This is a genomic window from Micromonospora sp. IBHARD004, assembly GCF_052814115.1.
The window spans coordinates 1,812,223-1,838,368 of the sequence record NZ_CP199934.1 but is presented as its reverse complement, the minus strand read 5'-3'; the positions used below and the strand labels follow the sequence as shown (position 1 = coordinate 1,838,368).

The window sequence follows — 26,146 nt, the reverse complement described above, 5'->3', positions numbered from 1 at the left end:
CCACCCGCCCGGGGCGCGGCGGCCGGCGACGAGCGGACGGAGCTGCCATGACCGGAACGCCTGGGCGGAACATCGCGTACCGCGGCTTCCGCCTGCCGGCCGACCTCGACCTGGGCGCCGCCGAGGGGATGGTCGCCGTCCCGGGCGGCCTGGCGATCGGCGCGCCGGTCGGGCAGCTCGACCACGCCGACCCGCACACCGGCCGCACCGCCCGGTACGACCGGGCGACCTGGACCTCCCCGGTGGTGTGGACCGGCTTCGCCGCCGACGAGATCGTCCCGTCCTGGACCGGGGACACCCCGGAGGGCGGCTGGCTCCAGGTCGAGCTGCGCGGCTGGGACGGGGGCGAACCGTCCACCGACTGGTACGTGCTGGGCCGGTGGGCCGGCGACGACGCGACGATCCACCGCAGCTCGGTGCCGGGCCAGCGCGGCGACGACGCCCGGGTCGCGGTCGACACGCTCTGCGCCCGGCGGTCCACGACGGGCTGGCAGGCGCGGGTCACCCTGTTCCGCCGCACCGGCGCCGCGGCCGGTCCGGTGCTGCGTACCGTCGGGGCGGTGGCCTCGGCCGAGGAGCGGGACGCGCCCGATCCGCCGGCCGCCACCGCGGCCGGCGGCGCCGCCCGGGGGCGGGTGCTCGACGTGCCCCGGTACGCGCAGCGGCTGCACGGCGGCGGGGAGACCCGCTGGGGCGGCGGCGGGGACTCCTGGTGCAGCCCCACCTGCGTCTCGATGGTGCTGGACTTCTGGGGCGCCGGCCCCACCCCCGACCGGTACGCCTGGGTGACGCCGCCCGGCCCCCGGCCGGTGGTCGTGCACGCGGCGCGGAGCTGCTACGACCACGCCTACGCGGGCGCGGGCAACTGGCCGTTCAACACCGCGTACGCGGGGCGGCACGGGGTGGACGCGTTCGTCACCCGGCTGCGGTCGCTCGCCGAGGCGGAGGAGTTCGTCGCGGCCGGCATCCCGCTGGTCGTGTCGGCCGCCTTCCGCGCCGGGGAGGTGCCCGGGCTGGACTACGACACCAAGGGCCACCTGATCGTGCTGGTCGGCTTCACCGCCGACGGCGACCCGGTGCTCAACGACCCGTACGCCGCCGACGACGACGAGGTCCGCCGGACCGTCGCGCGGGACCGGTTCCAGGCCGCCTGGCTGCGCGGCAGCGGCGGCCTGGCGTACGTGATCCGGCCGGCGTCGGTGCCGCTGCCGCCCGCCCCCGCGCAGGCCAACTGGTGAGCCGCTGATCAGCGGCGCTCCCGCCAGACCACCAGGCCGCCGGAGGGCCGCAGGCAGACCAGGGCGGCGGCCGTGGCGGCGCAGTCGTCCCACGAGCCCGGCAGCACGGCCCGGAACCGGGCCTGCCCGGCCGGGACGTCCAGCTCAGCGACGAGGGTCCGGTCATCGCCGAGCCGGCGCAGCCCCAGCAGCGGGCGTGCGTCGCCACCGCCCAGCCGCCAGCGCCCCAGCCGGGCGAGCGCCCCGCCGGTCCGCGGATCGACCACCGACAGCTCCATCTCCAGTCCGACGTCCGGGGCGCTGGCGAGGAGCCGGCCGTCGACCGGGCCGATCCCCAGCCAGCGGTCATCCGTCCAGAGCAGCCGCCCGGTCGCCGGGTCGACGGCCCGCAGCCCGGGACCCCGGTCGCGCAGGCAGATCACCTCCGCGCAGTCGGCGAACCAGGCCGCGGCCGACGAGCCGACCGGCATGCTCCAGCGCCGGTCCAGCCGGTCCAGGCCGTACGCGGTGACCGTGCCCGGCGCCCCGTCGAGCAGCAGCAGGTCGCCGACGACCTGGGTGAACCGGTACGACACCCCGTCCGCGGCCGGCGGCACCCGCCCGGCGCGCAGCAGCGCCCCCGAGCCGGCGTCGTGGACCTCCACCCGGCCGGCGGCGGTGACCAGCACCACCCGCGTCACGCCCCGGTCGCCGACCTCGTACGCGAGCCCGTTGCCGGGCAGCGGCAGCGACCACCTCGACCGGCCCGACACCGGGTCGACCGACCGGACGGTGCCCGTCCCGTCCGCCCGGGGCGTCTCGAAGAGCACGCCGTCGGACTCCGTCCGGACCGGGTAGCCGGGCTGCCGCCAGCGCACCGCCCCGGTCTCCGGGTCCAGCGCGGTGGAGGCGGGGTCGCCGGCCCCGGCGGGGCTGCTGATCACCAGCACCGCGCCGGCCATCGTGGTGAGACCGAGCGCGTGGTCGCCGGTGGGGAGGACGAACCGCCACAGCGGCTCCCCGTCGGGCAGCCGGTGCCCGGTCACCAGCTGGCCCGCCCGGCCCACCGTGCCCGGCCCGTCGGCGACCACCAGCCGATCGGCGAGCACCAGGAAAACGGCGCCCTGTGGGGCGGGAACCACCACCGACGGCTCCCGGCCGGGGTGCACCGCCGAGCCGGCCAGGGTGAGCAGCGCGGCGCAGAGCGCCGCGACGCGTACCGACCGGCTGGGCGCCCGGCGCGGGTCGGGCGGCGGCTCGACCTCGTCGCCGTGCCGCAGCTCGCCCAGCTCGATCACCGGGGTCACGGCAGCCGCCACAGCCCGAACCCGCCGTCGGCCCGCCGGCAGACGAGCACGCCCGCGCCGACCCGGCAGTCGCCGAGCAGGCCGGGCAGCGCGCCGATCACCCGGGCCCGCGCGGCCACGGGATCGAGCTCGGCCACCACCAGCCGACCGTCCCGGCCCCACCGGGTGCCGATCAGCGGGACGTCCGGATCGGCCCAGTTCGCCAGCTCCCAGCTGCCCAGGTCGGCCAGCAGGTGACCGGTCGCCGCCTCGACCACCGCGTACCGGGAGGCGCCGGCCGGGTCGGCCGCGATCACCAGGAACCGGCCGGCCGTCTCGCGCAGCACCGCCTGCCAGTGCTCGTCGTGCCACCGGATGGCGCCGGTCGCCGGGTCGAGCACCCACATCCCGCCGACCTGCTGGTAGGCGCAGAGCAGGGCGCCGCAGGGGCTCAGGTCGCCGACCAGGGAGAGCCGGGTCGTCCAGCGCCGGTCCAGGCGGTCCAGGCCGTAACCGGTGACCGTGGCGCCGTTGTCCCGGATCACCAGCAACAGGTCGTCGATCACCGCTGTCCGCTGCCAGCTGGGCAGCTCACCGGGGCGGATGTCGCGGGTGACCAGCCGGGCGCCGGAGACGGCGTCGCGCACCTCGACCTCGCCGGAGGCCGGTGCCAGCACGACCCGGTCGGCCCCGGCCGGGCCGTAGCGCAGGTCGACGCCGCCCGGCGGCGTACGCAGCGACCACAGTGCCCGCCCGGACGGCACGTCGACCCGGCGGATCGTGCCCTGCCCCTCCGCCCCTTGGGTCTGGATGAGCACAGCGTCCCCCGCCTCGACCGCGACGCCGGGCTGTTGCCAGCCGAGCCGTCCGGTGCGGGCGTCGACGGTGAACGTCCCGTACGCGTCGTCGGCGCCGCCCACCGGCCCGGTGAGCAGCACCGATCCGGCCCGGTTCAGCAGCCCGACGTTGTCGCCAATGCCCACCGGTAGCGAGCTGCGCCACAGCAGGGCGGGCGGACCGTCGGCCGGAATCCGGTACGCGACCAGCTGCCGCCCCTCGTTCCGGTCCAGGTCGGGCGGCTCGACCAGGTAGAGGCGGTCGCCGACGAGGAAGGCCGCCGCGCCGGGGCGGGCCGGCACGGCGGCGGCCGGACGGCCGGCCGCCGGAACGCCGCCGGCGAGCGTGAGCAGGGCGACCGCCAGCACCGCGAGGGTCCGGTACGGCCGCGCGGCGGGTCGGGGCCGCCGGGTCGACGGTGCCGGCGCCGGGTCGTCGCGGAGCTCACCCAGATCGATGACGGTCACGGCCACCCCCTCCCCCGCCCGTCCGCCGGGCGGCACCGCCGGGACGCACCGGCCCGGCCGGGGCGACGCCGCGCCGCCTGTACGATGGCCCGTCGTGGCCGTGCCGGTGGTAGACCCCTCGTTGAACTCCGCGTCCGTCGCGGTTGAGCCCGTCGTGGCCGACCCGCCGCGCCGGCCGCGACGCCGACCGGCCCGCACCGACGTGCTGGCCATCGGAGCCTATGCGTTGCTCGGCGTTCTCGTCTGCCTCAACTACTGGGGGGACGTCCAGCACCGCGTGTCGTCGCACCTGCCGACCGACCACAGCTGGTTCGAGTGGCTCTTCGCGCACGGCGCCTACTCCCTACGGCACCTGGAGAACCCGCTCTTCACCGCCCGGCAGAACGCGCCCGACGGCGTGAACATGATGGCGAACACCTCGCTGCTCGGGGTCACCCTGCCGCTGGCGCCGCTCACCCTGCTCCTCGGCCCGCAGGTGACGTACGCGCTCTACCTGGGCGGGGCGCTCGCCGCGACGGCCGGCACGTCGTACTGGATGCTCTCCCGGCACCTGGTCCGGTCCCGGGGCGCGGCCTTCGTCGGCGGCGCGTTCCTCGGCTTCGCGCCCGGCATCGTGCACCACGCCAACGGGCAGCCGAACTTCGTCTCCAACTTCCTGCTCCCCCTGATCGTGGTGCGCGTGCTGCGCCTCGGCGAGCCGGGCCGGTGGTGGCGCAACGGCATCGCGCTCGGCGTGCTGGTCGCATACCAGATCTTCATCAACGAGGAGATGCTGCTGCTCACCGCGCTGGCCTGCCTCGTGGTGGTGGCGGCGTACGTGGCGCAGCGACCGCGGGCGGCCTGGGCGCGGGCCGGCGCGTTCCTCGCCGCCGGCGGCGTCGGCGCCGGGGTCGCCCTGCTGCTGACCGCGTACCCGATCTGGTTCCAGTTCAACGGGCCGCAGTCCTACCGGGGCCTGCAGGGCGGCGTCTTCCACAGCTGGGGCGAGGACCTCGCCGCGTTCGTCACCTTCGCCCGGGACACCGTCGCCGGCGACGAGGCGGTGGAGAAGACGATCGGGCTGACCGAGCAGAACACCTGGTTCGGCTGGCCGCTGGTGCTGGTCGCGCTGGTCGCTCTGGTGCTGCTGGTCCGCCGCTCGCTCGCCGCCCGGATCCTCGCCGTGCTGGTGGTGGTCTTCACCGTCGCGGCGATCGGCCCGAAGGTGCGGTTCGACGGGGTGGAGACCGCGATCGACGGCCCCTGGGCGTACGTCCCGGACGACCTGCCGCTGGTCGAGATGATGATGCCGACCCGGCTCTCGCTGGTGGTGGCCGCCGCGGTCGGGGTGCTGCTGGCGCTCGCCTGGGACGCCCTCGCCGGCGGCGGCCGCCCGCCGGTCCCGGCGCCGCGCTCCGTCCCGGCCGCCGAGCGGACCGGCGCGGAGGGGACCGCCGAGCCGGCGCCGCCGGCCGCCGGGTCGCCGCGCCGCTGGCTGCGCCCGGTCGGGTACGCCGCGCTGACGCTCGCCCTGCTGCCCCTGGTCCCCCGGCCGCTGCCCGCGCAGCAGGTCGACCCGCCGCCGCACTTCATCACGGCGGGCGGCTGGCGCCCGTACGTCCCGACCGGCCGGACGCTGGTGCCGGTGCCCATCCCGAGCAACGTGCACGGCCTGCCCACGCTGCGCTGGAGCGCGCTGACCGGGCAGCAGTTCCCGATCCCCGGCGGCTACTTCATCGGCCCGAACGAGCAGGGTGAGGGGGTCTTCGGCGCGCCGAACCGGCCGACCAGCACCCTGATCTACGCCACCATGGACGCCGGCAGGGTGCCGCCGCTCACCGGGGAGAACCGTCGCCAGGCGGTCGAGGACCTGCGCTTCTGGAAGGCCTCGGTGGTGGTGCTCGGCGCCGGCCCGCGCGAGGCGGTGCTCCGGGAGCTGATGACCGCCCTGCTCGGCCCGCCGCAGCGGGTCGACGACGTCTGGCTCTGGGACGTCCGTCCGCTGCTGCCCTGACCCAGGGTCAGCTGGTGAGGGCGCGGACGTCCCAGAGGTGGGCGCCGGGCACGTCCCGGCCGGGGCCGACGAGGGCGTCCAGCGTCACGCGGACCGGGTCGGCGGGCGACGAGCCGGCCTGCACCAGGACGGCGGCCCGCCAGTGGCGCAGGTCCTCGACGGCCTGGCGCCGGTCCGCGTCGCCGACCGGCGGCACCTGGCCGCTCTCCGCGGCCCGGCGCAGCAGCAGCGAGGTCGGGGTGTCCGGCGCGCCCCAGTGCGCGGTCGGGTCGGCCGCGTCCGTCGGGCCGATGAAGAAGCCGCCGGGCGCGTCGAAGGCCAGCCCGGTCCGGGCCGACCAGAACGTGGCCGGGCTGACCGCCGCCCCGGTCACCGGGAGCACCGGCACCAGCGTCATCCCGGGCGGCACGTACGCCCGCCAGCCGCCGTCGGCCACGAACTGCGGTACCGGCCCGGCGGGCACGGTACGGATCGGCGTCGGGGCGAGCGGCAGCAGCGCGGCGGCCACCGCTCCGGTCCAGAGCAGCCGCCGCGCCCGCCCGACGCCGTGGTCGTACGCCCGGTCGAGGGCCAGGGCGAGCAGCACCCCCAGCACCGGCACGCAGACCAGCGCGAACCGGGCGGGCACCACCAGGTCGAGCAGCGGCACCCCGCTGACCAGCCGGTACGGCCCGGGCAGCCCGGTCTCGTGGTGGGCGACCCGGATCCCGGTGCCGAGGGAGAGCAGGGCGAAGAGCAGGCCGCAGCCGGCCAGCGCGCGGACCAGGGGCCGCCGCCACAGCCGGACCACCACCAGCACGGCGAGCAGCGGCAGCGCCGGACCGAAGAAGGAGTTCTCCTCGGTCGGGTTCGGCGACAGCAGCCCCGCCGAGTGGGCGTCCCCGGCGACGGTCTGCCGGGCGGCGGCGGTGAACGAGGCCGCGTCGAGGCGGAAGCCCGCCGCGAAGAAGGGCATCCCGGCGTAGTTGCCGGGGCCGCGGAACTGGAACCACAGCGGGTAGGCCAGCAGCACCCCGGCCACCAGCGCGCCGACGCCGAGCCGGCCGAGCAGCGCGGGCGCCCGCCGGCGCGCGGCCGCCGGGTCGGCCAGCGCGTACGCCCCGGCGAGCACCCCGGCGGCGAGGGCGAGGAAGACCAGCACCTCCTCGCCGAGGAAGACCTGGTACACCACGGCCAGCCCGAGCAGCACCCCGTCCCGCCGTACCCGGTCGGCGGCGGGCCGGAACACCAGCCCGAGGATCACCGGGACCAGGAACTGGGCGGCCATGTGCAGGTGCGCCCCGGCCTGCGAGACCATCCCGGGGGCGAAGCCGCAGAAGAGCCCGCCCACCGCCGCGGCGACCCGGGACCGGACCAGTCGGCGGGCCAGCAGGGCGTACCAGGCGGTGGCGCTGCCGGCCAGGCAGCAGACCACGGCCACCAGGAAGGCCGTCTGGGAGCCGAAGAGCAGGGTCACCGGGGTCAGCGGCACGCCCAGCCCGAGCACCGAGGTGTTGGCCATCAGGTTGACCCCGTCCGGGGCGTTCAGGGCGGTGCTGTGCAGCGGGTTCTCCGCGCCGGCCACCGCCCGCGCGGCCCGGGACAGCATCCACTCGAAGAGCATCTGGTCGCCGGCCTGGTGGAAGAGCCGCTCCGGGCGGCCCCACTGCCCGCCGGTGAGCAGCACGGCCAGCCCGAGGTAGCCGGCGACGACCAGCACGTCGACGCGGCGCGGCACGCGGCGGCGGGGCCGGTCCGCCGGGGCGCCGTCGGGCGGGACGGCGGCCGGCGGGGCGGTGGTCAGGCCGACCGGCCGGTCAGTGTCCGGACGTCCCACAACCACACGTCCAGCTCCTGCCGGCCGGGGCCGACGAGCTGCTCGACGGTACGCCGCAGCGGCTCGGCGTTCTGCTGGTCCAGCGGCAGCACCACGACGGCCGCCCGCCAGTGCCGCAGCTCGTCCAGGCAGCGGCGGCGCTGCCGGTCGTCGAGCTTCGGCGTACGGCCGGTGGTGGCCACCTCCGCGAGCAGGTCGCCGATGCCGCTCGGCCGCCCGCCGAACCGGCCCGGGTCGCCGGTCACGCCGTTGCGTGGGGCGAGGAAGTAGCCACCGGGGATCTTGAAGTCCAGGTTGGTGCTGGCGGCCCAGCGCATCGCGTTGGTGTTGCCCATGCTGGTCACGGGCACCGACACGAGGGTCTGGTCCGGGCCGACGTAGTCGCGCCAGCGGTCGGCGGTGATGAACCGGGGCACCGCGGGGCGGGTGGTGGCCTGCAACGGCATCGGCGCGATCGGCAGCAGCGCGAGGACCAGGCCGGCGACGGTCAGGGTCCGGACGGTCCGCCGCTCGGCCGTCCGCAGCGACGAGGCCCGCTCGACCGCCAGGGCCAGCAGCACCCCGATCACCACGGTGGTGATCAGGCCGAACCGGGTGGGCACCACCGCGTCGAGCAGCGGCAGCCGGACCAGCAGCTCCCACGGGCCGGTGACGAGGTCCCGGTCCCACCAGGAGACCCGCTCACCGAGGGAGAGCACCGCGAAGAACAGCCCGGTCGCCGCGAGCGCCCGGACCACGATCTCGCGCCGCAGCCAGGCCACGATGCCGACGGCGAGCAGTGAGAGGCTCCAGCCGAAGAAGGCGTTCTCCTCCGAGTAGTTCGGGGCGAGGTTGACGTTGGCCCGCTCGTTGCCGCCGAGGGTGGGCGAGCCGGGGGCGAAGAACGCGGCGATGTCGTTGCCGTAGTCGCGGACCGTGTCGCTGAGCCCGTGGTACGCCATCGGCCCGGCGAACTGCACCCAGAGCGGGTACGCCAGCAGCGCCCCGGCCAGCATCGCGCAGACGGCCAGCCCGACGCCGAGCGGGCGCCACGCGGCCGACCAGAGCTCCCGACGCTGGGCGAGCACGGCGAGCAGGAAGACGCCGCAGGCCAGCGCGGTGAAGAGCAGGATCTCCTCGTTGATGAACGCCTGCACGGTGACCAGCAGGGCGAGCAGCGCGCCGTCGCGGACCGGTCGGGTGGCGCGGGCCAGCACCAGCACCCGCCAGACGATGAACGGCAGCAGGAACTGCGAGATGATGTTGGGATGCCAGCTGGCGTGCGAGAGCATCGCCGGCGAGAACCCGCAGAACCAGCCGGCCACCGCGGCGGCCAGCCGGGTCCGCACGACGTGCCGGGAGAGCACGTGGTACCAGGCGGCGGCGGTGCCGGCGAGGCCGAGCGTCACCAGCGTCACGAAGGAGACGGCCGGTCCGAAGAGGAGGGTCACCGGCACCATCGGGATGCCGAGCGCCAGGATGGCGGTGTTCGCCATCAGGTTGACCCCGTCGGGGTAGTTGAACTGGTCGGTGTAGAACGGGAACTCGCCGTGCAGCACCACCCGGACCGAGTGGGCGAGGAAGAACTGCACCTGCGCGGGGTCGCTGCTGTAGAGCGGGGCGACCCGGCCGGCCGGGTCGGCCCAGATCCGGCTGGTCACCCAGACCGCGGCGAGGAGGAAGACGCCGTGCACCGCGAGGTCCTGCCGCCGGGGCGTCCACCGCCGGCGACGCCGGGCGGCCGGGCGGTCGGCGCCGGTGACCCGGTCGGCGTCGGTGACTTGCGGGGAGCCGGTCGGGGCGTCGGCATCCGCTGGGGAGTCGACACGGGTCTCGGCAGGCGTCACAGTCGGCGGAGTCTACCGGAGCGGGGGAAACGGCACGAAACGCGTCGCACGGTCCGCAGTGGCCCGTGCCGGAGGCGAGGCGGGCGCGGTCCGGCGATCGGACATCTCGTACCATGTGGCTTCGAAAACACGACCGGCGACGCGATCGGGGGCGTACAGGTGGCTTCAGTCCGCCGGCGCGGCACGACGGCCACCACACTGCTGGCGCTGCTGCTGACCGGGACCGCGTGCGGCCCGGTCGCCGACCGCCGGGCGACGACGCTGCCGGTCGGCTACGACAGCCTGGACGGGTCGCTGGCGGTCTGGCCGGCGCGCGGCAGCCTGGCCGGTGACGCCGCCGCGACGGCGGCGGTCACCGCGGCGGTGCGCGACTGGCGTTCGCCGGTCGACGACCGGGCGCACCTGCCCTCGTCGGGCATCCTCTTCTCCGGCCAGGTGGACGGAACGCCGCTGGCCCTGGTCGCCGCGGACGTGCCCGGCGAGAGCGCGTCCTGGCTGCTGCAGCTCACCCGGGACGGCGAGCGGTGGACGGTCCGCCACGCCACCGAGTACACCGACCCCGGCTACCTGGTCTACTCCGACCTGCTGCCGGTGCAGCTCCCGCAGGGCCGGCGCTACCTGACCTCCGCCCGGGTGGAGCGGCTGCTCGGCCCGGACGGGCGGGCGCTGCCCACCGCCGACGGGATCACCGCGCCGGTCGCCGTGCCGCCCTGCCGGGCGGTGGAGCTGACCGCGACCCTGCGGCCCACCCGGTCGCTGCCGCGCGGCCGGGCCGCGGACCGCCTGCTCGACCTCGGTACGGCCACCGCCGACCCGCGGTACCCGCTGGTCCGCGACGAGAGCGGCTCGGGCCGGCGGGCGCTGACCGGGCTGGACACGTGCGTGCTCGCCGGCGAGCGGGGCCCGTTCGGCAGCGTCCCGCGCCGGATCGGCGACCGGGACGCCCCCCGCTCGGCGCCGGAGTCCTGGCCGATGGCGAAGCTCGCCGTCCGCACCCTGGGCGAGGTCGCCCTCGGCGGCGGCAAGCCGGCCGACCTGGAGCAGCTGAGCTGGGAGAGCGCCACCGGCACGATGACCGCGGTGGTCTACCGCCCGGCCGACGGCGGGACCCCGGTGGTCTCCCCCGCCGACCGCGCCACCACCCTCCAGGCGTACCTGCTGCCGATGCCGGGGCAGCCGCTGGCGGTGCTGAGCTGGCGGGCCAGCCGGGACGCCTCGTTCGCGGCGCCGCCGGGCACGTCCCGGCTGGTGGACCGGCCGGGGCTGGTGGTGGCGCCGCAGCCGGCGGCGAAGCAGACGTTCAGCCTGGCCGGCACCGAGAAGACCTGGTACCGGTCCGTCGGGGGCCGCTGACCGCAGCGAACGGGCGGCCCGAGTGCGCGGGCCGCCCGTTCGTCGTGCTGCGTCAGTTCTTGGCGCCGGCCTCGTCGCGCTGGACGTCCTCGACGGGCTGGGCGTCGAGGCGGGAGATCCAGCCGGTGACGTCCCGGGCCACGTCCTGCGCGGTCAGGCGGAGGTCGGCGAGGATCTGCGCGCGGGTGCCGTGCGGGTGCCAGTCGGCCGGCACGCCCAGGTCGCGCAGCGGCACCCGGACGTCGGCGTCCCGCATCGCCTGGGCGAGGGCGTCGCCGACGCCGCCGACCCGGACGCCGTCCTCGACGGTGACCACGAGCCGGTGGCCGGCGGCCAGCTCGACCAGCTCGGCCGGGACCGGGCGGACCCAGCGCGGGTCGACCACGGTCACCCCGTAGCCCTGCTCGGCGACCCGGGCGGCCACCTCCATGCCCAGCCCGGCGAAGGAGCCGACGGCGACCAGCAGCACGTCGGTGCGGGCCGACTCGGCGAGCACGTCGACGGTGCCGACCCGGCGGACGGCCGGCAGGTCGGCGGCGACCGTGCCGGTCGGGAAGCGCAGGATGGTCGGGCCGTCGTCGACGGCGATCGCCTCGCGCAGCTCCTCGCGGAGGCTGCCGGCGTCCCGCGGGGCGGCGATCCGCAGGCCGGGCACCACGCCGAAGACGGACATGTCCCAGATGCCGTAGTGGCTCGGCCCGTCCGGGCCGGTGATGCCGGCGCGGTCCAGCACGAAGGTCACCGGCAGCTTGTGCATCGCCACGTCCAGCAGGACCTGGTCGAAGGCCCGGTTGAGGAAGGTGGCGTAGACCGCCACCACCGGGTGCAGGCCGCCCATCGCCAGGCCGGCCGCCGAGGTGGCGGCGTGCTGCTCGGCGATGCCGACGTCGTAGACCCGGTGCGGGTACTTGCGGGCCAGGGTGGCGATGCCGGTCGGCTCGGCCATGGCGGCGGTGATGCCCACCACGTCGGGCCGCTCGTCGGCGATCGCGACCAGCTCGTCGGCGAAGACGTTGGTCCACTTCACCGACGGGACGGCGAGCAGCTTGCCGGTCTCCGCGTCGAACGCGCCCGGGCCGTGCAGGCAGTCCGCCTCGTCCTCCTCGGCCGGGCGGTAGCCGTAGCCCTTGCGGGTCACCGCGTGCACGATCACCGGGCCGCCGAAGTTCTTCGCGGCGCGCAGCGACGACTCGACCGCGGCGATGTCGTGCCCGTCGACCGGGCCGACGTACTTGATGCCGAGGTCCTCGAACATGGCCTGCGGCGCGACCGCGTCCTTGATGCCCTTCTTGACCGCGTGCAGCACCTCGTACATCGGCTTGCCGACGAGCGGGGTGGAGCCGAGGGCGTCCTTGACGGTGTCGAGCACCTTCTCGTAGCCGGGGTTGAGCCGCAGCGAGGAGAGGTGGTCGGCGAGGCCGCCGATGGTCGGGGAGTACGACCGGCCGTTGTCGTTGACCACGATGACGAGGGGGTTGCCGGCGGTGGCGATGTTGTTCAGCGCCTCCCAGCACATGCCGCCGGTGAGCGCGCCGTCGCCGACCACGGCGACCACGCTGCGCGGCTCGCCCCGCAGCGCGTACGCCTTGGCCAGCCCGTCGGCGTAGGACAGCGCGGTGGAGGCGTGCGAGTTCTCGATCAGGTCGTGCTCGCTCTCCGCCTGGCTCGGGTAGCCGGAGAGGCCGCCGCGCTGGCGGAGCTTGTCGAAACCGTCCTGCCGGCCGGTGAGGATCTTGTGCACGTAGGCCTGGTGGCCGGTGTCGAACAGGAGCCGGTCCCGCGGGGAGTCGAAGACCCGGTGCATCGCCAGGGTCAGCTCCACCACGCCCAGGTTCGGACCGACGTGCCCGCCGGTACGGGAGACCTTGGCGATCAGGAAGTCACGGATCTCGGCGGCGAGGATGTCCAGCTGCTCGGCGGTCATCCGCTTCACGTCCTGCGGGCCGCGGACGGCGCCCAGCAGCCGACCGTGGTTGGCCGTGCCCTCTTCAACACTCATGACGGAAGAGTCTATCGGCCAGCCGACAGCCCGCAGCTCGGCCCGAGATCACCGCAGGTCGGGGCGGGTATGCCCTGCTCAGCGCGGTGCTCGGCGTCAGCCCATGATCGTCGGTGGTGCGCAGCCGCCAGCGGCCGGCGCCGAGCGCGGCGAGCCGGCCGCGGAGTGTGGGATTGCGCACCCCGCCGCCGGCGGCGACCACCTCGGTGACCCGGCGGCGCGCCACGCGTGGACCGGCGGCGTCGGCTCAGCCCGGCGGCAGGAGGAGCCCGACCAGCTCGACGTGCTGGGTCATCGGGAACAGGTCGAAGCCGCGCAGCGCGGCCAGCCGCCAGCCCAGGCCGGTGAAGGTGCGCACGTCCCGGGCGAAGGCGGCCGGGTCGCAGGCGACGTACGCCACCGCGCGCGGGCGGGCGGCCACCACGTCCCGCACCACCTGGGCGCCCGCGCCGGAGCGCGGCGGGTCGAGCACCACCACGTCGACCGGGCCGGTGACCCGGCGGCGGGACAGCGCGGTCTCCACCCGGGCCGCCACCGCCTCCACCCGGGGCAGGTCGGCCAGGTTCTCCCGGGCTGCGGCCACCCCTTGCGCGGAGGACTCGACCAGGGTGACCCGGGCGTCGCCGACCCGGCCGGCCAGGGCCGCGGCGAAGAGCCCGGCACCGCCGTACAGGTCCCAGGCGGTCTCCCCGGGGCGCGGGTCGAGCAGGTCGAGGACCGCCCCGACCAGGGTGTCCGCCGCGGCCGGGTGGACCTGCCAGAAGCCGGACGCGGGCAGCCGCCAGTCCCGCCCGGCGGCCACCTCGCGCACCACCGCCGGTCCGCTGACCGGCGTGGGGACCCCCTCGGCCAGCGCCACCACGCTGACGTCGCCGCCGGTGGAGGCGACCGTCTCGACCGCGTCCGCGTCCGGCCAGCGGGCCCCGCTGGGGGTGAGCACCGGCAGCTCCTGGATCGCCGGGTGGGCGATCAGGCAGCGGTCGATCGGCACCACCTCGTGCGAGCGGTGCTTGAGCAGCCCGGCCCGGCCGGCGCCGTCGACCGCGTACCGGACCCGGGAGCGCCAGCCCAGCAGCCCGCCGGGCAGCGCCTCGACCCGGACGCCGAGCGCGTCGACCTCGGCGTCGGTCAGCCCGCCCAGCCGGGTGAGCTGCTCGCGCACCACGGCGGTCTTCCAGTCCAGCTGCGCCCCGGGCGCCACGTGCTGCAGGTCGCAGCCGCCGCAGCGGCCCGGCTTCGCGTACGGGCAGGGCGGCTCGACCCGGTCCGGGGAGGCCTCCAGGATCTCCACCGCGTCGGCCCGGGCGAAGCCCCGGTGCACCTCGGTCACCTCGGCCACCACCCGCTCGCCGGGGAGCGCGTGCCGGACGAAGACCACCTGGCCGTCGAGCCGGGCCACGCAGTGCCCGCCGGGGGCGACCGCGTCCACGGTCAGCTCGACCCGCTCGGCCTCCTCCAGCCCTCGCCGCGCGCCGGCGGCCTCATCGGCGGTCACGGGCGCTCCCCGGCCCGGCCGCTCTCGCCGGATGGCGCGGAGACCACCGGCGGGACGGTCGGCGGCAGGGTGCTGCGCGGGGCGACCCGGGGCCCGCGCGCCGGGCCACGGGTGAGCGTGGCGTCCAGCCGGTCCAGGTTCTTGCTGGCGGTCGAGGCCAGCTGCCACGGCACGCTGGTCACCATCACGCCCGGCTCGAAGAGCAGCCGCCCCTTGAGCCGCAGCGCGCTCTGGTTGTGCAGCAGGTTCTCCCACCAGCGGCCGACCACGTACTCGGGGATGAAGACGGTGACCACGTCGCGCGGCGACTCCCGGCGGGTGGAGGCCACGAAGTTGAGGATCGGCCGGGTGATCTCCCGGTACGGCGAGTCGACCACGGTCAGCGGGACCGGCAGCTCCCGCCGCTCCCACTCCTCCTGGAGCTGGCGGGTGTCCTTCTCGTCCACGTTCACGGTGACCGCGGTGATCGTGTCCGGCCGGGTCGCCCGGGCGTACGCGATGGCCCGCAGGGTCGGCTGGTGCAGCTTGCTGACCAGCACGATGGCGTGGTTGCGGGCGGGCAGCACGCCCCGCGCCTCGGTCGGCTCCAGCTCGGTGGCGACCCGGTCGTAGTGCCGGCGGATGGCGAGCATCAGCAGGTAGATCACCGCCATCGCGGCGATCGCGATCCAGGCGCCCAGCAGGAACTTGGTGATCAGCACGATGACCAGCACGATGCCGGTCATCGCCATGCCGAACCCGTTGATCGCCCGGGAGCGGATCATGCGGCCGCGCGCCTCCGGGTCCCGCTCGGTCCGCAGGTGCCGGTTCCAGTGCCGGATCATGCCGGCCTGGGAGAGCGTGAACGAGACGAAGACGCCCACGATGTAGAGCTGGATCAGCCGGGTGACCTCGGCCTGGAACCCGATGATCAGCACGATCGCGAAGAGGGCGAGGAAGACGATGCCGTTGGAGAAGGCCAGCCGGTCGCCCCGGGTGTGGAACTGCCGGGGCAGGTAGCGGTCCTGGGCCAGGATCGAGCCGAGCACCGGGAAGCCGTTGAACGCGGTGTTGGCGGCCAGGAAGAGGATCAGCGCGGTCATCCCGGCGACGACGAAGAGCAGCGCCGAACCGGAACCGAAGACCGTCTCGCCGAGCTGGGTGGTGACGGTCTTCTGCACGTACCCGTCGGGCCCGGAGACGATCTGCGACGGGTCCTCGACGAACTGGAGGCCGGTGAGCCGGGACAGCCAGATGATGCCGACCAGCATGCTCACCGCGATGGTGCCGAGCAGCAGCAGGGTGGTCGCCGCGTTGCGGCTCTTCGGCGCCTTGAACGCGGGCACACCGTTGGAGATGGCCTCGACACCGGTGAGCGCGGCGCAGCCGGAGGAGAAGGTCCGCAGCAGCAGGAAGACCAGCGCGAAGCCGGCCACGCTGTGCTCCGGGCGGATCACCAGGTCGGCGCTGGGGGCGCGCAGGTCGTCGCCGAGCACGAAGACCCGAACCAGCCCGGTGAGGATCATCCCCACCATCACGATGATGAAACCGTAGGTGGGGATCGCGAAGGCGGTCCCCGACTCGCGCAGCCCGCGCAGGTTGATCGCGGTCAGCACCACCACCGCGAGGACCGCGATCATCACCTTGTGGGTGCCCACGAACGGCACCACCGAGCCGAGGTTGGCCACGCCCGAGGAGACCGACACCGCGACCGTGAGCACGTAGTCGACCAGCAGCGCGCTGCCCACCGCCAGCCCCGCGCGCGGGCCGAGGTTGACCGTCGCCACCTCGTAGTCGCCGCCGCCCGACGGGTAGGCGTGCACGTTCTGCCGGTAGCTCGCCACCACGGTGAGCATCACCACGACGACCGCGAGCGCGATCCACGGCGAGAACAGGAACGCCGACGCACCGGCGATGGAGAGCGTCAGCAGGATCTCGTCCGGCGCGTACGCGACGCTGGAGAGGGCGTCGGAGGCGAAGACCGGCAGCGCGATGCGCTTGGGCAGGAGGGTGTGCTGGAGCCGGTCGGACCGGAACGGTCGACCGACGAGGAGTCGCTTCAGCAGCGAGGTGGGACTGGCCACAAGCGCTAAGGGTACGACCAACCCGCGCCGGCCGTCGGGGGTGCCTGATCAACCTCGCCCGCGCCCGCGCGGTACGGTCGGTCCCCCGTGCGGGGCGGGGACGTGGCAGGCTCGCAGACGACGGGCCCACCGGGGAGCACCGTGGGAGGAGCGGACACCGTGCATGTCGTGATCATGGGCTGCGGCCGGGTCGGGTCGACCCTCGCCCACAGCCTGGAGTCCCGGGGGCACTCGGTGGCGGTGATCGACCAGGACGCGGACGCGTTCCGCCGCCTCGGCCCCGACTTCGCCGGCATCACCGTCACCGGCGCCGGCTTCGACGGTGAGGTGCTGCGCCAGGCCGGCATCGAGCGGGCGGACGCCTTCGCGGCCGTCTCCAGCGGCGACAACTCCAACATCATCTCGGCCCGGCTGGCGCGGGAGACCTTCGGCGTCTCCCGGGTCGCCGCCCGCATCTACGACCAGCGCCGCGCCCAGGTCTACGAGCGGCTCGGCATCCCCACCGTGGCCACCGTCCGGTGGACCGCCGACCGGATGCTGCGGCACCTGGTCCCCGAGGGGAACGTCGAGATCTTCCGGGACCCGACCAGCACGGTGTCGATCGTCGAGGTGCCGGTGCACAAGGACTGGATCGGCCGGCCGCTGCGGCAGCTGGAGGAGTCCGCCGGGGCCCGGGTGGCGTACCTGATCCGCTTCGGGATCGGCATGCTGCCGACCGCCTCCACCGTGGTGCAGGAGGGGGACCAGGTCTTCATGCTGGTGACCGACGACCTCATGGGTTCGGTCACGTCGGTGGCGGCGACGCCGCCGGAAGGAGGGCACTGAGCATGCGCATCGCCATCGCCGGCGCCGGCAACGTCGGCCGGTCGATCGCCCAGGAGCTGATCGACAACGGCCACCAGGTGATGCTGATCGAGCGGCAGCCCAAGATGCTCCGCCCGGACCGGGTGCCGGCCGCCGACTGGGTGCTCGCCGACGCCTGCGAGCTGGCCAGCCTGGAGGAGGCCAACGTCGCCGGCTGCGACGTGGTGGTCGCCGCCACCGGGGACGACAAGGTCAACCTGGTGGTCTCGCTGCTGGCCAAGACCGAGTTCGCGGTACCCCGGGTGGTCGCCCGGGTCAACCGCGCCGAGAACGAGTGGCTCTTCACCGACCAGTGGGGCGTCGACGTCGCGGTGAGCAAGCCGCGGGTGATGGCGGCCCTGGTCGAGGAGGCGGTCACCGTCGGCGACCTGGTCCGGCTGATGACCTTCCGGCAGGGCGAGGCGAACCTGGTCGAGATCACCCTGCCGCCCACCGCGCCGTACGTCGGCCAGCCGATCCACGCGGTGCCGCTGCCCCGGGACGCCGCCCTGGTGGCGATTTTGCGCGGCAAGCGGGTGCTGGTGCCGAGCCCGGACGACCCGATCGAGGCCGGCGACGAGCTGGTCTTCGTCTGCACCGCCCAGGTGGAGGACGAGGTCCGTGCGGTGATCCTCGGCCCGGACAGCGTCGAGCGCACCCGCGGCAAGGGCTGAGGCCCGACCGGGGTCACCGCCGGCCGCCCCGGGGCGGCCGGCGACGGGGCTCAGGCGCCGGGCAGCGGCTCCGGCGCGGTCTCCCGGGTCACCCGGCGCACCGTCCAGACCGTGATGAGCAGCAGCAGCGCGTACGGCGGGTAGCCCAGCGCCAGCCGGGCCACGCCCAGCGCGGTGTCCTGGTGGGCCAGGTAGAGCCCGGCCTGCACGCCCACCTTGGCCAGCCAGACCACGCCCCAGAGCACGGTGAGCTGGGTGAAGGTGCGCACCAGCCGCGGGTCGCCCCGCCACTCGGCGCGCCCCTTGGCGACCAGCACCGACCAGATCCAGCCCACCAGGGGCTGCCGGATCGCCGCCGAGATCAACAGGGCGAGCCCGTAGCCGATGCCGTAGAGGATGCCGGGGAGGTAGAAGTCCCGCTCGTCGCCGGTACGCCAGGCGATGGCCGCGCCGATCGCGATGCCGAAGAGCCCGTTGACCGCATGCCGGACCGGCCGGCGCTGGGCCAGCCGGAGACCGGCGATGAGCAGCGCCACCGCCACCGCGGCGATGACCGCCGGGCGCAGCTCGCCCACCACGTTGGCGAGCACGAAGACCACCACGGGGATGCTCGACTCGACCAGGCCCCGCCAGCCGCCGAGCTGGTCGGCCATCTGCTCGGCGAGGCTGGGCAGCCGTTCGTCGTCCGGCGGCCCAATCTCCGGCTCGGTGGTCCGGGGCTGTCCCGTCGTCACTTCGGCGACTCCAGCTCGTAGTACGGGTTGTAGATCACCTTGCGGTCGTCCCGTACGGCCACCCGGCCGCGGGCGGTGAGGTGCCGGCCCGGCTCGATGCCGGCGATGTGCCGGCGGCCCAGCCAGACCAGGGTGACCACGTCGCTGCCGTCGTAGAGGTCCGCCTCCAGCGTCGGCAGGTTCGTCCGGGGCGTGTAGACCACCGTGCGGAGCCGCCCGGCGACCGAGACCACCTGGCCCCGCATGCACTGCCGAGCCGGCATGCCGCCGGACTCGGCGCTCTCCCGGCGCAGCTCCTGCGCCTCGATCTCGGCCTCGCTCGCGGTGAGCCGTTGCAGGATGCGCCGCAGCGACACCCGGCTCTCGTCGGTCGTCATGACCTCCGCGTCACCCTCTCCACGCTGGCCGGTCCGCGCCGGCGCTGGCCCGGCCCCGGAATGCCGGAACCGTCCCGCCAGCGTACGCCGCTCCGGCCGCGCGACGGAGCCCGCGTCCACGGGGGCACCTGCCCGGCGTACGGCGCCGGCGGCCGGCACGCGACGGGCCCGGCGCCGCCGGCGGGAGCCGACGGCACCGGGCCCGGTGTGGATGCCTCAGGCCTCGCGCTGGCCGGGTGCGGGATTCTCCTCGGTGGCCTGCTCGGCCATCTCGCGGGGCAGCCGCAGCGGCAGCGGCTCGCGGACCGGCTTCGCCTCGTGCCCCCGGTCGACCACCAGGCCGTCGAGGCAGGCCGCCAGCGGGCCGGCCACGGTCGGGTCGGTGGCGGCCGCGCCCTGGTAGACGCCGCGGACCATCCAGCGCGGCCCGTCGATCCCGATGAACCGCAGGTCGGTCAGGCCGTCCGGGGTGCGGACCCGGGCGCGCAGCTCGGTGCCGTACTCCCCATCGACCTCGTTGGCGGCGGCGCCGTCGTTGAACAGCGACTGCCGGATCTCCTCGCGCACCTCGTCCCAGATGCCCTCGGAGCGGGGCGCCGCGAAGACGCCGAGTTGCAGGGCGCTCTCCCCGTGCACGAGCACGACCTGCTGGATCACGCCCTGGGGGTCGGCCTGCACCCGGACCTCGACCTCGGGCACCGCCGGAATCTGCAGGCTGCCCAGGTCCAGCCGGGGCATGTCGGGCGCCTCGGAGACGTCGTACGGGCCCCGGGACGGCGTCTCCGGGCTCGACTCCTCGACGTCGTAGGAGTCGAGGACCTCGGCGGTCCGCTCGTCACGCGCGTGCCGCGCGCCACCGGCCCGCTTTCGGGAGAAGATCACTGCGCCCACCCTCCGCTGTTCGCACTCACCCTGCCACCTCTTCCGTCCGCCCGCCGGCCAGGTTCGCCGATTCCCGTCGCCCGTCGGCGTCGGCCGGGGCCGGGACCAGCCCGGCGTGCCCGCCGGTCGACCCGTGCCCGCCGGCGCCGCGCCGGGACGCGGGCAGCTCGGCCACCGGCAGGAACTCGGCCCGCGCCACCCGCTGCACGACGAGCTGCGCGATCCGGTCGCCACGGCTGATCTTCGCCGGCACGTCCCGATCATGATTGATCAGGTTGACCATGATCTCACCCCGGTAGCCGGCGTCGACCGTACCGGGCGCGTTCAGCACCGTCACGCCGAGCCTGGCCGCCAGCCCCGACCGGGGGTGGACCAGCCCGACGTACCCCTCCGGCAGCGCGAGCGCCACCCCGGTGGGGACCAGGACCCGCCCGCCGGGCGGCAGCTCGACGTCCGCGGCGGCCACCAGGTCCGCGCCGGCGTCGCCGGGATGGGCGTACGCCGGCAGCGGCAGCTCCGGGTCGAGCTGCCGTACGGGCACGGGTACGACGTCTGTCACGGTCTTCCTCTTCCGTCCGGTCCTCGGGTGACCCTGCCATCCTGCCGGTTGGCGGGCCGGTCGTGCGCCGTACCCTCGGACTGTGAGCCTGTCGCCATCCCCGTCGTCCGCCCCGGCCCCGTCGGCGGCGCCCCCGGCGTACGCCGAGCGGCTCGGCCTGCCCTGGTGGTACTGGCTGGCCGGGCTCGGCCTGGCCGGGCTGCTCGCCACCGAGCTCTGGATGGGCGCCACCGGGGTGCGCTCCTGGCTGCCCTTCGTGCTGCTGCTGCCGGCGACGGTGGCCGCCCTGTGGTGGCTGGGCCGGATCCGGGTCGCCGTCCACGACGGCGAACTGCGGGTGGACGACGCCCGCCTGCCGGTGCGGTTCGTCGCCGACGCCGTCCCGCTGGACGCCGCCGGCCGCCGCGAGGTGCTCGGCGTGGGGGCCGACCCGCTCGCCTTCGTCGTGCAGCGACCCTGGGTCGGCGGCGCGGTCCAGGTGGTGCTGGACGACCCGGCCGATCCGACCCCGTTCTGGGTGGTCAGCTCCCGGCGCCCGGTCGAGCTGGCCGCGGCGATCATGGCCGCCCGCGACGCCGCCTGAGCCCCGTCGCCCCACGGCTCAGGGCAGCGCGGGCCGTGACCCTGGTAGCTCCCGCCCCTTCTTCCGCAGGTCCCGGCGGAGCTGGTCGGCGAGGTTCCGGGTGGCCCGGCGGTTGAGGTAGCTCGCGACCGCGGCGCCGGTGAGGAACGGCCCGAGCGTGGTCAGGTTGCGACCGAAGCGCTTGAGCAGGGTGTCCCGCAGCTCCTTGCGGGCGGCGGTGCCGAGCACGGCGCTCACCCCGACCCCCGGCATCATCGGGTTGACTCCCCGCTGGGTGGCCCAGGCCTGCACCAGCGCGACGGCGCGCTGGGTGCCGCCGGTGGGCAGCGGCACGCCGTGGACCTCGTGCAGCTCGCCGATCAGCTTCAGCTCGATCGCCACCACGGTGACCGTCTCGGCGGCGAGCAGCACGGGCGCGGAGAGCAGCGTCGGGGTGACCACCCACTCGACCGCGGCGACCCCGCCGCCGGCCGCGCCGACGCCGGCGGTGGCCCGGGCGGCGTTGCGGACCAACCGGTCGGCCAGTTCCTCGTCGTCCAGGCCGGAAAAGTGCCGGCGCAGGGTGGCCAGGTCGCGGATCGGCACGTGCGGGGCGACCTCGGCGACGGTGTCCGCCATCCAGCGGACGGCGGCTTTGGGCTTGAAGAGGTCGGCGATCCCGCGGGCGCGGGCCTGGCCGACCAGGCGGGTGAGCAGTTGGCGCCGCCGGGCCGGCGCGAGGTCGTCCGCGGTGAGCGCCGCCACGGTCGCGCCGAGCTGGTCGGCGTCGTCGCTCCCGGGCGCGGGCGCCCCGGCACCCGACCGGTCGAGGTCACCACCGGCACGCACACCCGTGCCGTCGGCGTCGGGTCCGCTGGCCCGTTCGCTGCGCTCGCTCACCCGTCCGACCTCCCGAGTCGCCGCCGGCTGTGGAGAACCGCCTGATACGAGTCAAGCAGCTTCCCGCCGCCGGCGCACGGCGGCTCGAACAGCGGCGGCCCCGTCAAGGAGGCCGCCGCCGGTGCCACGCGTCCGGGTCAGACGCACTCGCGGCAGATCAGCTCGCCGTTCCGCTCGACCGCCAGCTGGCTGCGGTGGTGGACCAGGAAGCACCGGGCGCACCGGAACTCGTCCTGCTGCATCGGTAGAACCTTGACCGTGAGCTCCTCGTCGGCCAGGTCGGCGCCGGGCAGCTCGAAGCTCTCGGCCACCTCGGCCTCGTCAACGTCCACGGCGGCCGACTGTGAGTCGACCCGCCGGGCCTTGAGCTCTTCGAGGCTGTCCTCGCCGAGGTCGACCTCGTCGCGACGCGGGGCGTCGTAGTCGGTGGCCATCGGTTTCACTCTCCCATATCGATATGGTCGCTTCCGGTTGTAACGCCGGGCGACGCTGTTTCGGTTCCACTGGCCGGCCACCATTTGTGTCGGTCACCCGACCCCAGGACCGGTGAGCCGAGTCCGCCAGAGAAACTCCCCCAGCGAGCGCGGAACCTTACCCCCCCTTTGGGCGAGGCATGTATACCGCCCTCGCCGCAGAGATGTACGCCCCTGCACCCGAAGTTGTTCCCAATGTGACTCAGGCGACACGAAGATAGGGGTAGTAGTACCCGGTTCCCGGATGGCGCGCCGGCATGTCGGACTGTTTCCACGCGACGGCCGGACAACCGTTAACCTCAGCGGCGTACTCGACGGCCGGCGGGGCGGCCCGACCGCCACGCGGCCGCCGCCACCCAACACGTCCGGGGAGCGCCCAGATGAGTTTTGCGCGAGTGCGGGCACTCGTTGTCGTCGGTCTGCTGGCGGTCCTCGCCCTGGTCTTCGTCGTCGTCGCACTGGTACGCGACAGCCAGGGCAAGGTGGGCACGGCGGAGGGCTGCCCCGACGGCTGGCCACTGGCCGACGTGACCCTGCGCGAGCCGAAGGACGTCAAAATCAACGTCTACAACGCCACCGACGAGGCGGGCCTGGCCGGCAGCGTGGCGGACGACTTCCGCAACCGTAAATTCCAGGTCAAGAAGGAAGGCAACGCGGCGAAGGGCGTCGACGACGTCGCCGTGCTCCGTTTCGGACCGAAGGGCGTCGGCTCCGCGCACCTGCTGCGGGCCTATTTTCTGAACAACGCCGAGCGGGCGTACGACCCGAAGCGCAAGGACGACACGGTCGACGTGGTCCTGGGCAACGGCTTCCAGCAGTTGGCCACCACCACCGAGGTCAACCAGTCCCTCGGTGACCTCGGCTCGCCGCAGGCGCCTCCCGGCTCCTGCCCCATGCCGGTCGACGACAAGTAATCCCGCTTCCGCCCCCGCCGCGTTCGGCGGGGGCGGTTGATCGATTCCAGGTCGGCGACGTGGCGGTGCCGGACGGACCGGGTCACGCTGATGTCCCCGACGTGGAGTGGATCAGGGGCCGCCGGATGCGTCCAGGGCGGCCAGCCGGGTGTGCAGCGGCGCGAACAGCGCCGGCGGCGCGGCGATGACCAGGTCGGGGCCGGCGGGCCGGCCCTCCAGTCCGGCCACCCGCAACCCCGCCTCGGTGGCGATCAGCCCGCCGGCCGCCTGGTCCCAGGCGGCCAGCCCCTTCTCGTAGTAGGCGTCGACCCGGCCCTCGGCGGCCAGGCAGAGGTCCAGCGCCGCCGCCCCCATCCGGCGGATGTCCCGGACGTGCGGGATCAGCTCGGCGACCACCCGGGCCTGGTGCGCCCGCCGGCCGGGGTCGTACCCGAAGCCGGTGGCGACCAGCGCCTGGCCCAGGTCGGTCTCGGTGGAGCAGCGCAGCCGCTCGCCGTCCCGCCAGGCGCCGCCGCCCGCGGTGGCGGTCCACTCCTCGCCGGTGGCCACGTTGCGGACCACGCCGGCGACCACCTCCCCGTCCACCTCGGCGGCGAGGGAGACCGCGCAGTAGGGCAGCCCGTACAGGTAGTTCACGGTGCCGTCGATCGGGTCGAGGATCCAGCGCACGCCGCCCGCCTCGACCGGCCCGGTCTCCCCCGCGCCGTACTCCTCGCCGAGCACCGCGTCGTCCGGGCGGAGCTTGCGCAGGGCGTCGAGCACCTGGCGCTCCACGGCCCGGTCGGCGGCGGTGACCACGTCGGTCACCGTGCTCTTGGTCGCGGCGACCGAAACCCCCTCGGCCCGCATCCGGTGCGCGGTGGCGGCCGCGTCCCGGACGACGTCGATCGCGATCTCCAACAGTTCCTGCGTCGGCGGCGCCGAGCGGATCATGGTTTGTTCCCCTTCCCGTGCGACCGGGGATTCCCGGGCCGCGCGCGGGTATCATCCTTACAAAGTCCACATCTGTGCCCAATCGGCGGTCCGAATGGCCGGTACGCCGTGCGGCGCAGGATGATCGCGGCAGACGGCGTTACAATTCACCCTGCCCACGCGCCACGGACCGCCAGCGACCGGCCGGTTCGGGACACGAGGGTCCCTCAACGACATCGCCCGGCACGGCGTTCCGTGCTGCGCCGGACGACCCGGCCGTGCTCGCTCTTCGCCTCCGGAAGGTCATTCGTGACAGAACCCCGCCAGAACGGCGCCGACGTTCGCTCGCTCACCGACACCCTGATCGCCCACGCGCAGAGCGCCGGCGGCCAGCTCACGTCGGCCCAGCTCGCGCGCACTGTCGAGTCCGCTGAGGTGACCCCGGCCCAGGCCAAGAAGATCCTGCGCGCGCTCTCCGAGGCGGGCGTGACGGTGGTCGTGGACGGCTCCGCCAGCACCCGCCGTCGGGTGGCCGCCGCCCGCTCCGCCACGCCGGCGTCCCGGGCCACCACCGCCAAGACCACCAAGAAGGCCGCCGCGCCCGCCCCGAAGCAGGCGCCGGCCGCCGACGAGGCCCCGGCCCCCGCCCCGCGGAAGGCGACCGCGCGCAAGGCCGCCGGCACCACCGCCGAGGTGGCCGCCAAGGCCGCCGCGCCGGCCAAGGCCACCAAGGCGACCCGGGCCACCAAGGCGACCGTGGCCGCGAAGACCGCCAAGTCGGCCAAGGCGGGCGCCGAGGGTGAGATCGACCCGGAGGAGCTCGCCGCCACGATCGAGGACGTGGTGGTCGAGGAGCCGGCCGAGCTGACCCAGGCCGCCGAGACCGACGCCGCCGCCTCCGCCACGGACAACGACTTCGAGTGGGACGACGAGGAGTCCGAGGCGCTGAAGCAGGCGCGCCGGGACGCCGAGCTGACCGCCTCCGCCGACTCCGTCCGGGCGTACCTGAAGCAGATCGGCAAGGTGCCGCTGCTCAACGCCGAGCAGGAGGTCGAGCTCGCCAAGCGGATCGAGGCCGGCCTCTACGCCGCCGAGCGGCTGCGCGCGGCCGACGAGGGTGAGGAGAAGCTCACCCGCGAGATGCAGCGCGACCTGGGCTGGATCTCCCGCGACGGCGAGCGCGCCAAGAACCACCTGCTGGAGGCGAACCTCCGGCTGGTCGTCTCGCTGGCCAAGCGGTACACCGGTCGCGGCATGGCCTTCCTGGACCTGATCCAGGAGGGCAACCTCGGCCTGATCCGCGCGGTCGAGAAGTTCGACTACACCAAGGGCTACAAGTTCTCCACCTACGCCACCTGGTGGATCCGCCAGGCCATCACCCGCGCCATGGCCGACCAGGCCCGCACCATCCGCATCCCGGTGCACATGGTCGAGGTGATCAACAAGCTCGGCCGGATCCAGCGCGAGCTGCTCCAGGACCTGGGCCGCGAGCCCACCCCGGAGGAGCTGGCCAAGGAGATGGACATCACACCGGAGAAGGTGCTGGAGATCCAGCAGTACGCCCGGGAGCCCATCTCGCTCGACCAGACCATCGGTGACGAGGGCGACAGCCAGCTCGGCGACTTCATCGAGGACTCGGAGGCCGTGGTCGCGGTCGACGCCGTCTCGTTCTCGCTGCTGCAGGACCAGCTCCAGCAGGTGCTGCAGACGCTCTCCGAGCGTGAGGCGGGCGTGGTACGCCTGCGCTTCGGCCTGACCGACGGCCAGCCGCGTACCCTGGACGAGATCGGCCAGGTGTACGGCGTGACCCGGGAACGCATCCGGCAGATCGAGTCCAAGACCATGTCCAAGTTGCGGCACCCGTCGCGTTCCCAGGTACTCCGCGACTACCTGGACTGACCCAGACACGTCAACAAGTCGTGTCGCTTTGATCACCAGCCGTACAACACTCGATGGTGATCGGT

General features: G+C 74.8%; 23 protein-coding genes. 8 read left to right on the top strand and 15 right to left on the bottom strand.

All coding sequences use genetic code 11. The annotated features are described in order from the left end of the window. Positions 1 to 47 precede the first annotated feature (47 nt). Positions 48 to 1,238 carry a C39 family peptidase gene (locus ACTWO6_RS09095; protein ID WP_446219204.1) on the top strand — a complete coding sequence of 397 codons (1,191 nt, stop codon included), beginning with the start codon at positions 48 to 50 and terminating at the stop codon, positions 1,236 to 1,238. An 8-nt stretch (positions 1,239 to 1,246) separates the two neighbouring features. On the opposite strand, the gene ACTWO6_RS09090 is transcribed toward ACTWO6_RS09095, so the two are convergent. Both ACTWO6_RS09090 and ACTWO6_RS09085 read right to left on the bottom strand, forming a co-directional pair. Then, positions 1,247 to 2,536, bottom strand: coding sequence for an outer membrane protein assembly factor BamB family protein (locus ACTWO6_RS09090; RefSeq protein WP_446219203.1), 1,290 nt, complete (start codon positions 2,534 to 2,536; stop codon positions 1,247 to 1,249). Continuing rightward, positions 2,521 to 3,807 carry an outer membrane protein assembly factor BamB family protein gene (locus ACTWO6_RS09085; RefSeq protein ID WP_446219202.1) on the bottom strand — a complete coding sequence of 429 codons (1,287 nt, stop codon included), beginning with the start codon at positions 3,805 to 3,807 and terminating at the stop codon, positions 2,521 to 2,523. The genes ACTWO6_RS09090 and ACTWO6_RS09085 overlap by 16 nt, the downstream gene beginning before the upstream one ends. Before the next feature lie 100 nt (positions 3,808 to 3,907). On the opposite strand from ACTWO6_RS09085, the gene ACTWO6_RS09080 reads away from it, so the two are divergent. Further along, positions 3,908 to 5,800, top strand: a complete 1,893-nt coding sequence (locus ACTWO6_RS09080) for a hypothetical protein (protein WP_446220603.1) — start codon at positions 3,908 to 3,910, stop codon at positions 5,798 to 5,800. A 7-nt stretch (positions 5,801 to 5,807) separates the two neighbouring features. Here the strand turns inward: ACTWO6_RS09080 and ACTWO6_RS09075 are convergent, their stop codons facing one another. Further along, positions 5,808 to 7,622: a hypothetical protein gene (locus ACTWO6_RS09075; protein ID WP_446219201.1), complete on the bottom strand. Its 1,815-nt coding sequence runs from the start codon at positions 7,620 to 7,622 to the stop codon at positions 5,808 to 5,810. Further along, on the bottom strand, positions 7,580 to 9,442 hold the full coding sequence (locus tag ACTWO6_RS09070; RefSeq protein ID WP_446219200.1) for a hypothetical protein: 1,863 nt from the start codon (positions 9,440 to 9,442) through the stop codon (positions 7,580 to 7,582). The genes ACTWO6_RS09075 and ACTWO6_RS09070 overlap by 43 nt, the downstream gene beginning before the upstream one ends. A 159-nt stretch (positions 9,443 to 9,601) precedes the next feature. Between ACTWO6_RS09070 and ACTWO6_RS09065 the strand changes: the two genes are divergently transcribed. Continuing rightward, entirely contained in the window at positions 9,602 to 10,795 is a 1,194-nt protein-coding gene (locus tag ACTWO6_RS09065; RefSeq protein ID WP_446219199.1) for a hypothetical protein, read from the top strand. A gap of 52 nt (positions 10,796 to 10,847) precedes the next feature. Here ACTWO6_RS09065 and dxs read toward each other — a convergent pair whose 3' ends face one another. The 4 genes from dxs to ACTWO6_RS09045 are packed head-to-tail and all read right to left on the bottom strand — an operon-like array spanning position 10,848 to position 16,352. Beyond that, positions 10,848 to 12,794, bottom strand: coding sequence for a 1-deoxy-D-xylulose-5-phosphate synthase (dxs, locus tag ACTWO6_RS09060; protein WP_446219198.1), 1,947 nt, complete (start codon positions 12,792 to 12,794; stop codon positions 10,848 to 10,850). Further along, positions 12,784 to 13,020 carry a hypothetical protein gene (locus tag ACTWO6_RS09055; protein ID WP_446219197.1) on the bottom strand — a complete coding sequence of 79 codons (237 nt, stop codon included), beginning with the start codon at positions 13,018 to 13,020 and terminating at the stop codon, positions 12,784 to 12,786. Before ACTWO6_RS09055 ends, dxs begins: the two co-directional genes overlap by 11 nt. Positions 13,021 to 13,041: 21 nt before the next feature. Continuing rightward, positions 13,042 to 14,289 (bottom strand): class I SAM-dependent RNA methyltransferase, encoded by a 1,248-nt coding sequence (locus ACTWO6_RS09050; protein WP_446219196.1) that lies wholly within the window; start codon positions 14,287 to 14,289, stop codon positions 13,042 to 13,044. Continuing rightward, the gene (locus ACTWO6_RS09045) at positions 14,286 to 16,352 is read right to left on the bottom strand and encodes an APC family permease (protein ID WP_446219195.1); all 2,067 of its coding nucleotides are present in this window, start codon (positions 16,350 to 16,352) and stop codon (positions 14,286 to 14,288) included. The genes ACTWO6_RS09050 and ACTWO6_RS09045 overlap by 4 nt, the downstream gene beginning before the upstream one ends. Before the next feature lie 159 nt (positions 16,353 to 16,511). Between ACTWO6_RS09045 and ACTWO6_RS09040 the strand changes: the two genes are divergently transcribed. After that, positions 16,512 to 17,177 carry a potassium channel family protein gene (locus ACTWO6_RS09040; protein ID WP_446219194.1) on the top strand — a complete coding sequence of 222 codons (666 nt, stop codon included), beginning with the start codon at positions 16,512 to 16,514 and terminating at the stop codon, positions 17,175 to 17,177. Positions 17,178 to 17,179: 2 nt separating this feature from the next. Next, entirely contained in the window at positions 17,180 to 17,869 is a 690-nt protein-coding gene (locus tag ACTWO6_RS09035) for a potassium channel family protein (RefSeq protein ID WP_446219193.1), read from the top strand. A gap of 50 nt (positions 17,870 to 17,919) precedes the next feature. On the opposite strand, the gene ACTWO6_RS09030 is transcribed toward ACTWO6_RS09035, so the two are convergent. The 4 genes from ACTWO6_RS09030 to dut form a co-directional block, all read right to left on the bottom strand. Beyond that, entirely contained in the window at positions 17,920 to 18,603 is a 684-nt protein-coding gene (locus ACTWO6_RS09030) for a DUF3159 domain-containing protein (protein ID WP_446219192.1), read from the bottom strand. Further along, positions 18,600 to 18,980, bottom strand: coding sequence for an OB-fold nucleic acid binding domain-containing protein (locus tag ACTWO6_RS09025; RefSeq protein WP_446219191.1), 381 nt, complete (start codon positions 18,978 to 18,980; stop codon positions 18,600 to 18,602). The genes ACTWO6_RS09030 and ACTWO6_RS09025 overlap by 4 nt, the downstream gene beginning before the upstream one ends. 216 nt (positions 18,981 to 19,196) lie before the next feature. After that, positions 19,197 to 19,862: a DUF3710 domain-containing protein gene (locus ACTWO6_RS09020; protein ID WP_446219190.1), complete on the bottom strand. Its 666-nt coding sequence runs from the start codon at positions 19,860 to 19,862 to the stop codon at positions 19,197 to 19,199. A gap of 25 nt (positions 19,863 to 19,887) precedes the next feature. Next, the gene (gene dut / locus ACTWO6_RS09015) at positions 19,888 to 20,421 is read right to left on the bottom strand and encodes a dUTP diphosphatase (protein ID WP_446219189.1); all 534 of its coding nucleotides are present in this window, start codon (positions 20,419 to 20,421) and stop codon (positions 19,888 to 19,890) included. Positions 20,422 to 20,509: 88 nt separating this feature from the next. Between dut and ACTWO6_RS09010 the strand changes: the two genes are divergently transcribed. After that, a complete protein-coding gene (locus ACTWO6_RS09010) occupies positions 20,510 to 21,004 on the top strand; it encodes a DUF3093 domain-containing protein (protein WP_446220602.1) in 495 nt (164 codons plus the stop codon). Positions 21,005 to 21,022: 18 nt separating this feature from the next. Here ACTWO6_RS09010 and ACTWO6_RS09005 read toward each other — a convergent pair whose 3' ends face one another. Both ACTWO6_RS09005 and ACTWO6_RS09000 read right to left on the bottom strand, forming a co-directional pair. Beyond that, entirely contained in the window at positions 21,023 to 21,748 is a 726-nt protein-coding gene (locus tag ACTWO6_RS09005; RefSeq protein WP_446220601.1) for a hypothetical protein, read from the bottom strand. Between the two features lie 272 nt (positions 21,749 to 22,020). Beyond that, complete coding sequence (locus ACTWO6_RS09000) at positions 22,021 to 22,317, bottom strand: DUF4193 domain-containing protein (RefSeq protein ID WP_210907470.1); 297 nt, start codon at positions 22,315 to 22,317, stop codon at positions 22,021 to 22,023. 434 nt (positions 22,318 to 22,751) lie between these two features. On the opposite strand from ACTWO6_RS09000, the gene ACTWO6_RS08995 reads away from it, so the two are divergent. Next, the gene (locus ACTWO6_RS08995) at positions 22,752 to 23,270 is read left to right on the top strand and encodes a LytR C-terminal domain-containing protein (RefSeq protein WP_446220600.1); all 519 of its coding nucleotides are present in this window, start codon (positions 22,752 to 22,754) and stop codon (positions 23,268 to 23,270) included. Positions 23,271 to 23,381: 111 nt separating this feature from the next. On the opposite strand, the gene ACTWO6_RS08990 is transcribed toward ACTWO6_RS08995, so the two are convergent. Then, positions 23,382 to 24,203, bottom strand: a complete 822-nt coding sequence (locus ACTWO6_RS08990) for an inositol monophosphatase family protein (protein WP_446219188.1) — start codon at positions 24,201 to 24,203, stop codon at positions 23,382 to 23,384. Positions 24,204 to 24,491: 288 nt separating this feature from the next. On the opposite strand from ACTWO6_RS08990, the gene ACTWO6_RS08985 reads away from it, so the two are divergent. Next, positions 24,492 to 26,081 (top strand): RNA polymerase sigma factor, encoded by a 1,590-nt coding sequence (locus ACTWO6_RS08985; RefSeq protein ID WP_446219187.1) that lies wholly within the window; start codon positions 24,492 to 24,494, stop codon positions 26,079 to 26,081. The last annotated feature ends 65 nt before the right edge of the window (positions 26,082 to 26,146 follow it).

What these genes read in the sequence shown, in the direction of transcription:
- ACTWO6_RS09025 (WP_446219191.1), bottom strand. Translation starts at nt 18,980, where the DNA reads ATGACGACCGACGAGAGCCGGGTGTCGCTGCGGCGCATCCTGCAACGG.
- ACTWO6_RS09095 (WP_446219204.1), top strand. Translation starts at nt 48, where the DNA reads ATGACCGGAACGCCTGGGCGGAACATCGCGTACCGCGGCTTCCGCCTG.
- dxs (WP_446219198.1), bottom strand. Translation starts at nt 12,794, where the DNA reads ATGAGTGTTGAAGAGGGCACGGCCAACCACGGTCGGCTGCTGGGCGCC.
- ACTWO6_RS08990 (WP_446219188.1), bottom strand. Translation starts at nt 24,203, where the DNA reads ATGATCCGCTCGGCGCCGCCGACGCAGGAACTGTTGGAGATCGCGATC.
- ACTWO6_RS09000 (WP_210907470.1), bottom strand. Translation starts at nt 22,317, where the DNA reads ATGGCCACCGACTACGACGCCCCGCGTCGCGACGAGGTCGACCTCGGC.
- ACTWO6_RS09035 (WP_446219193.1), top strand. Translation starts at nt 17,180, where the DNA reads ATGCGCATCGCCATCGCCGGCGCCGGCAACGTCGGCCGGTCGATCGCC.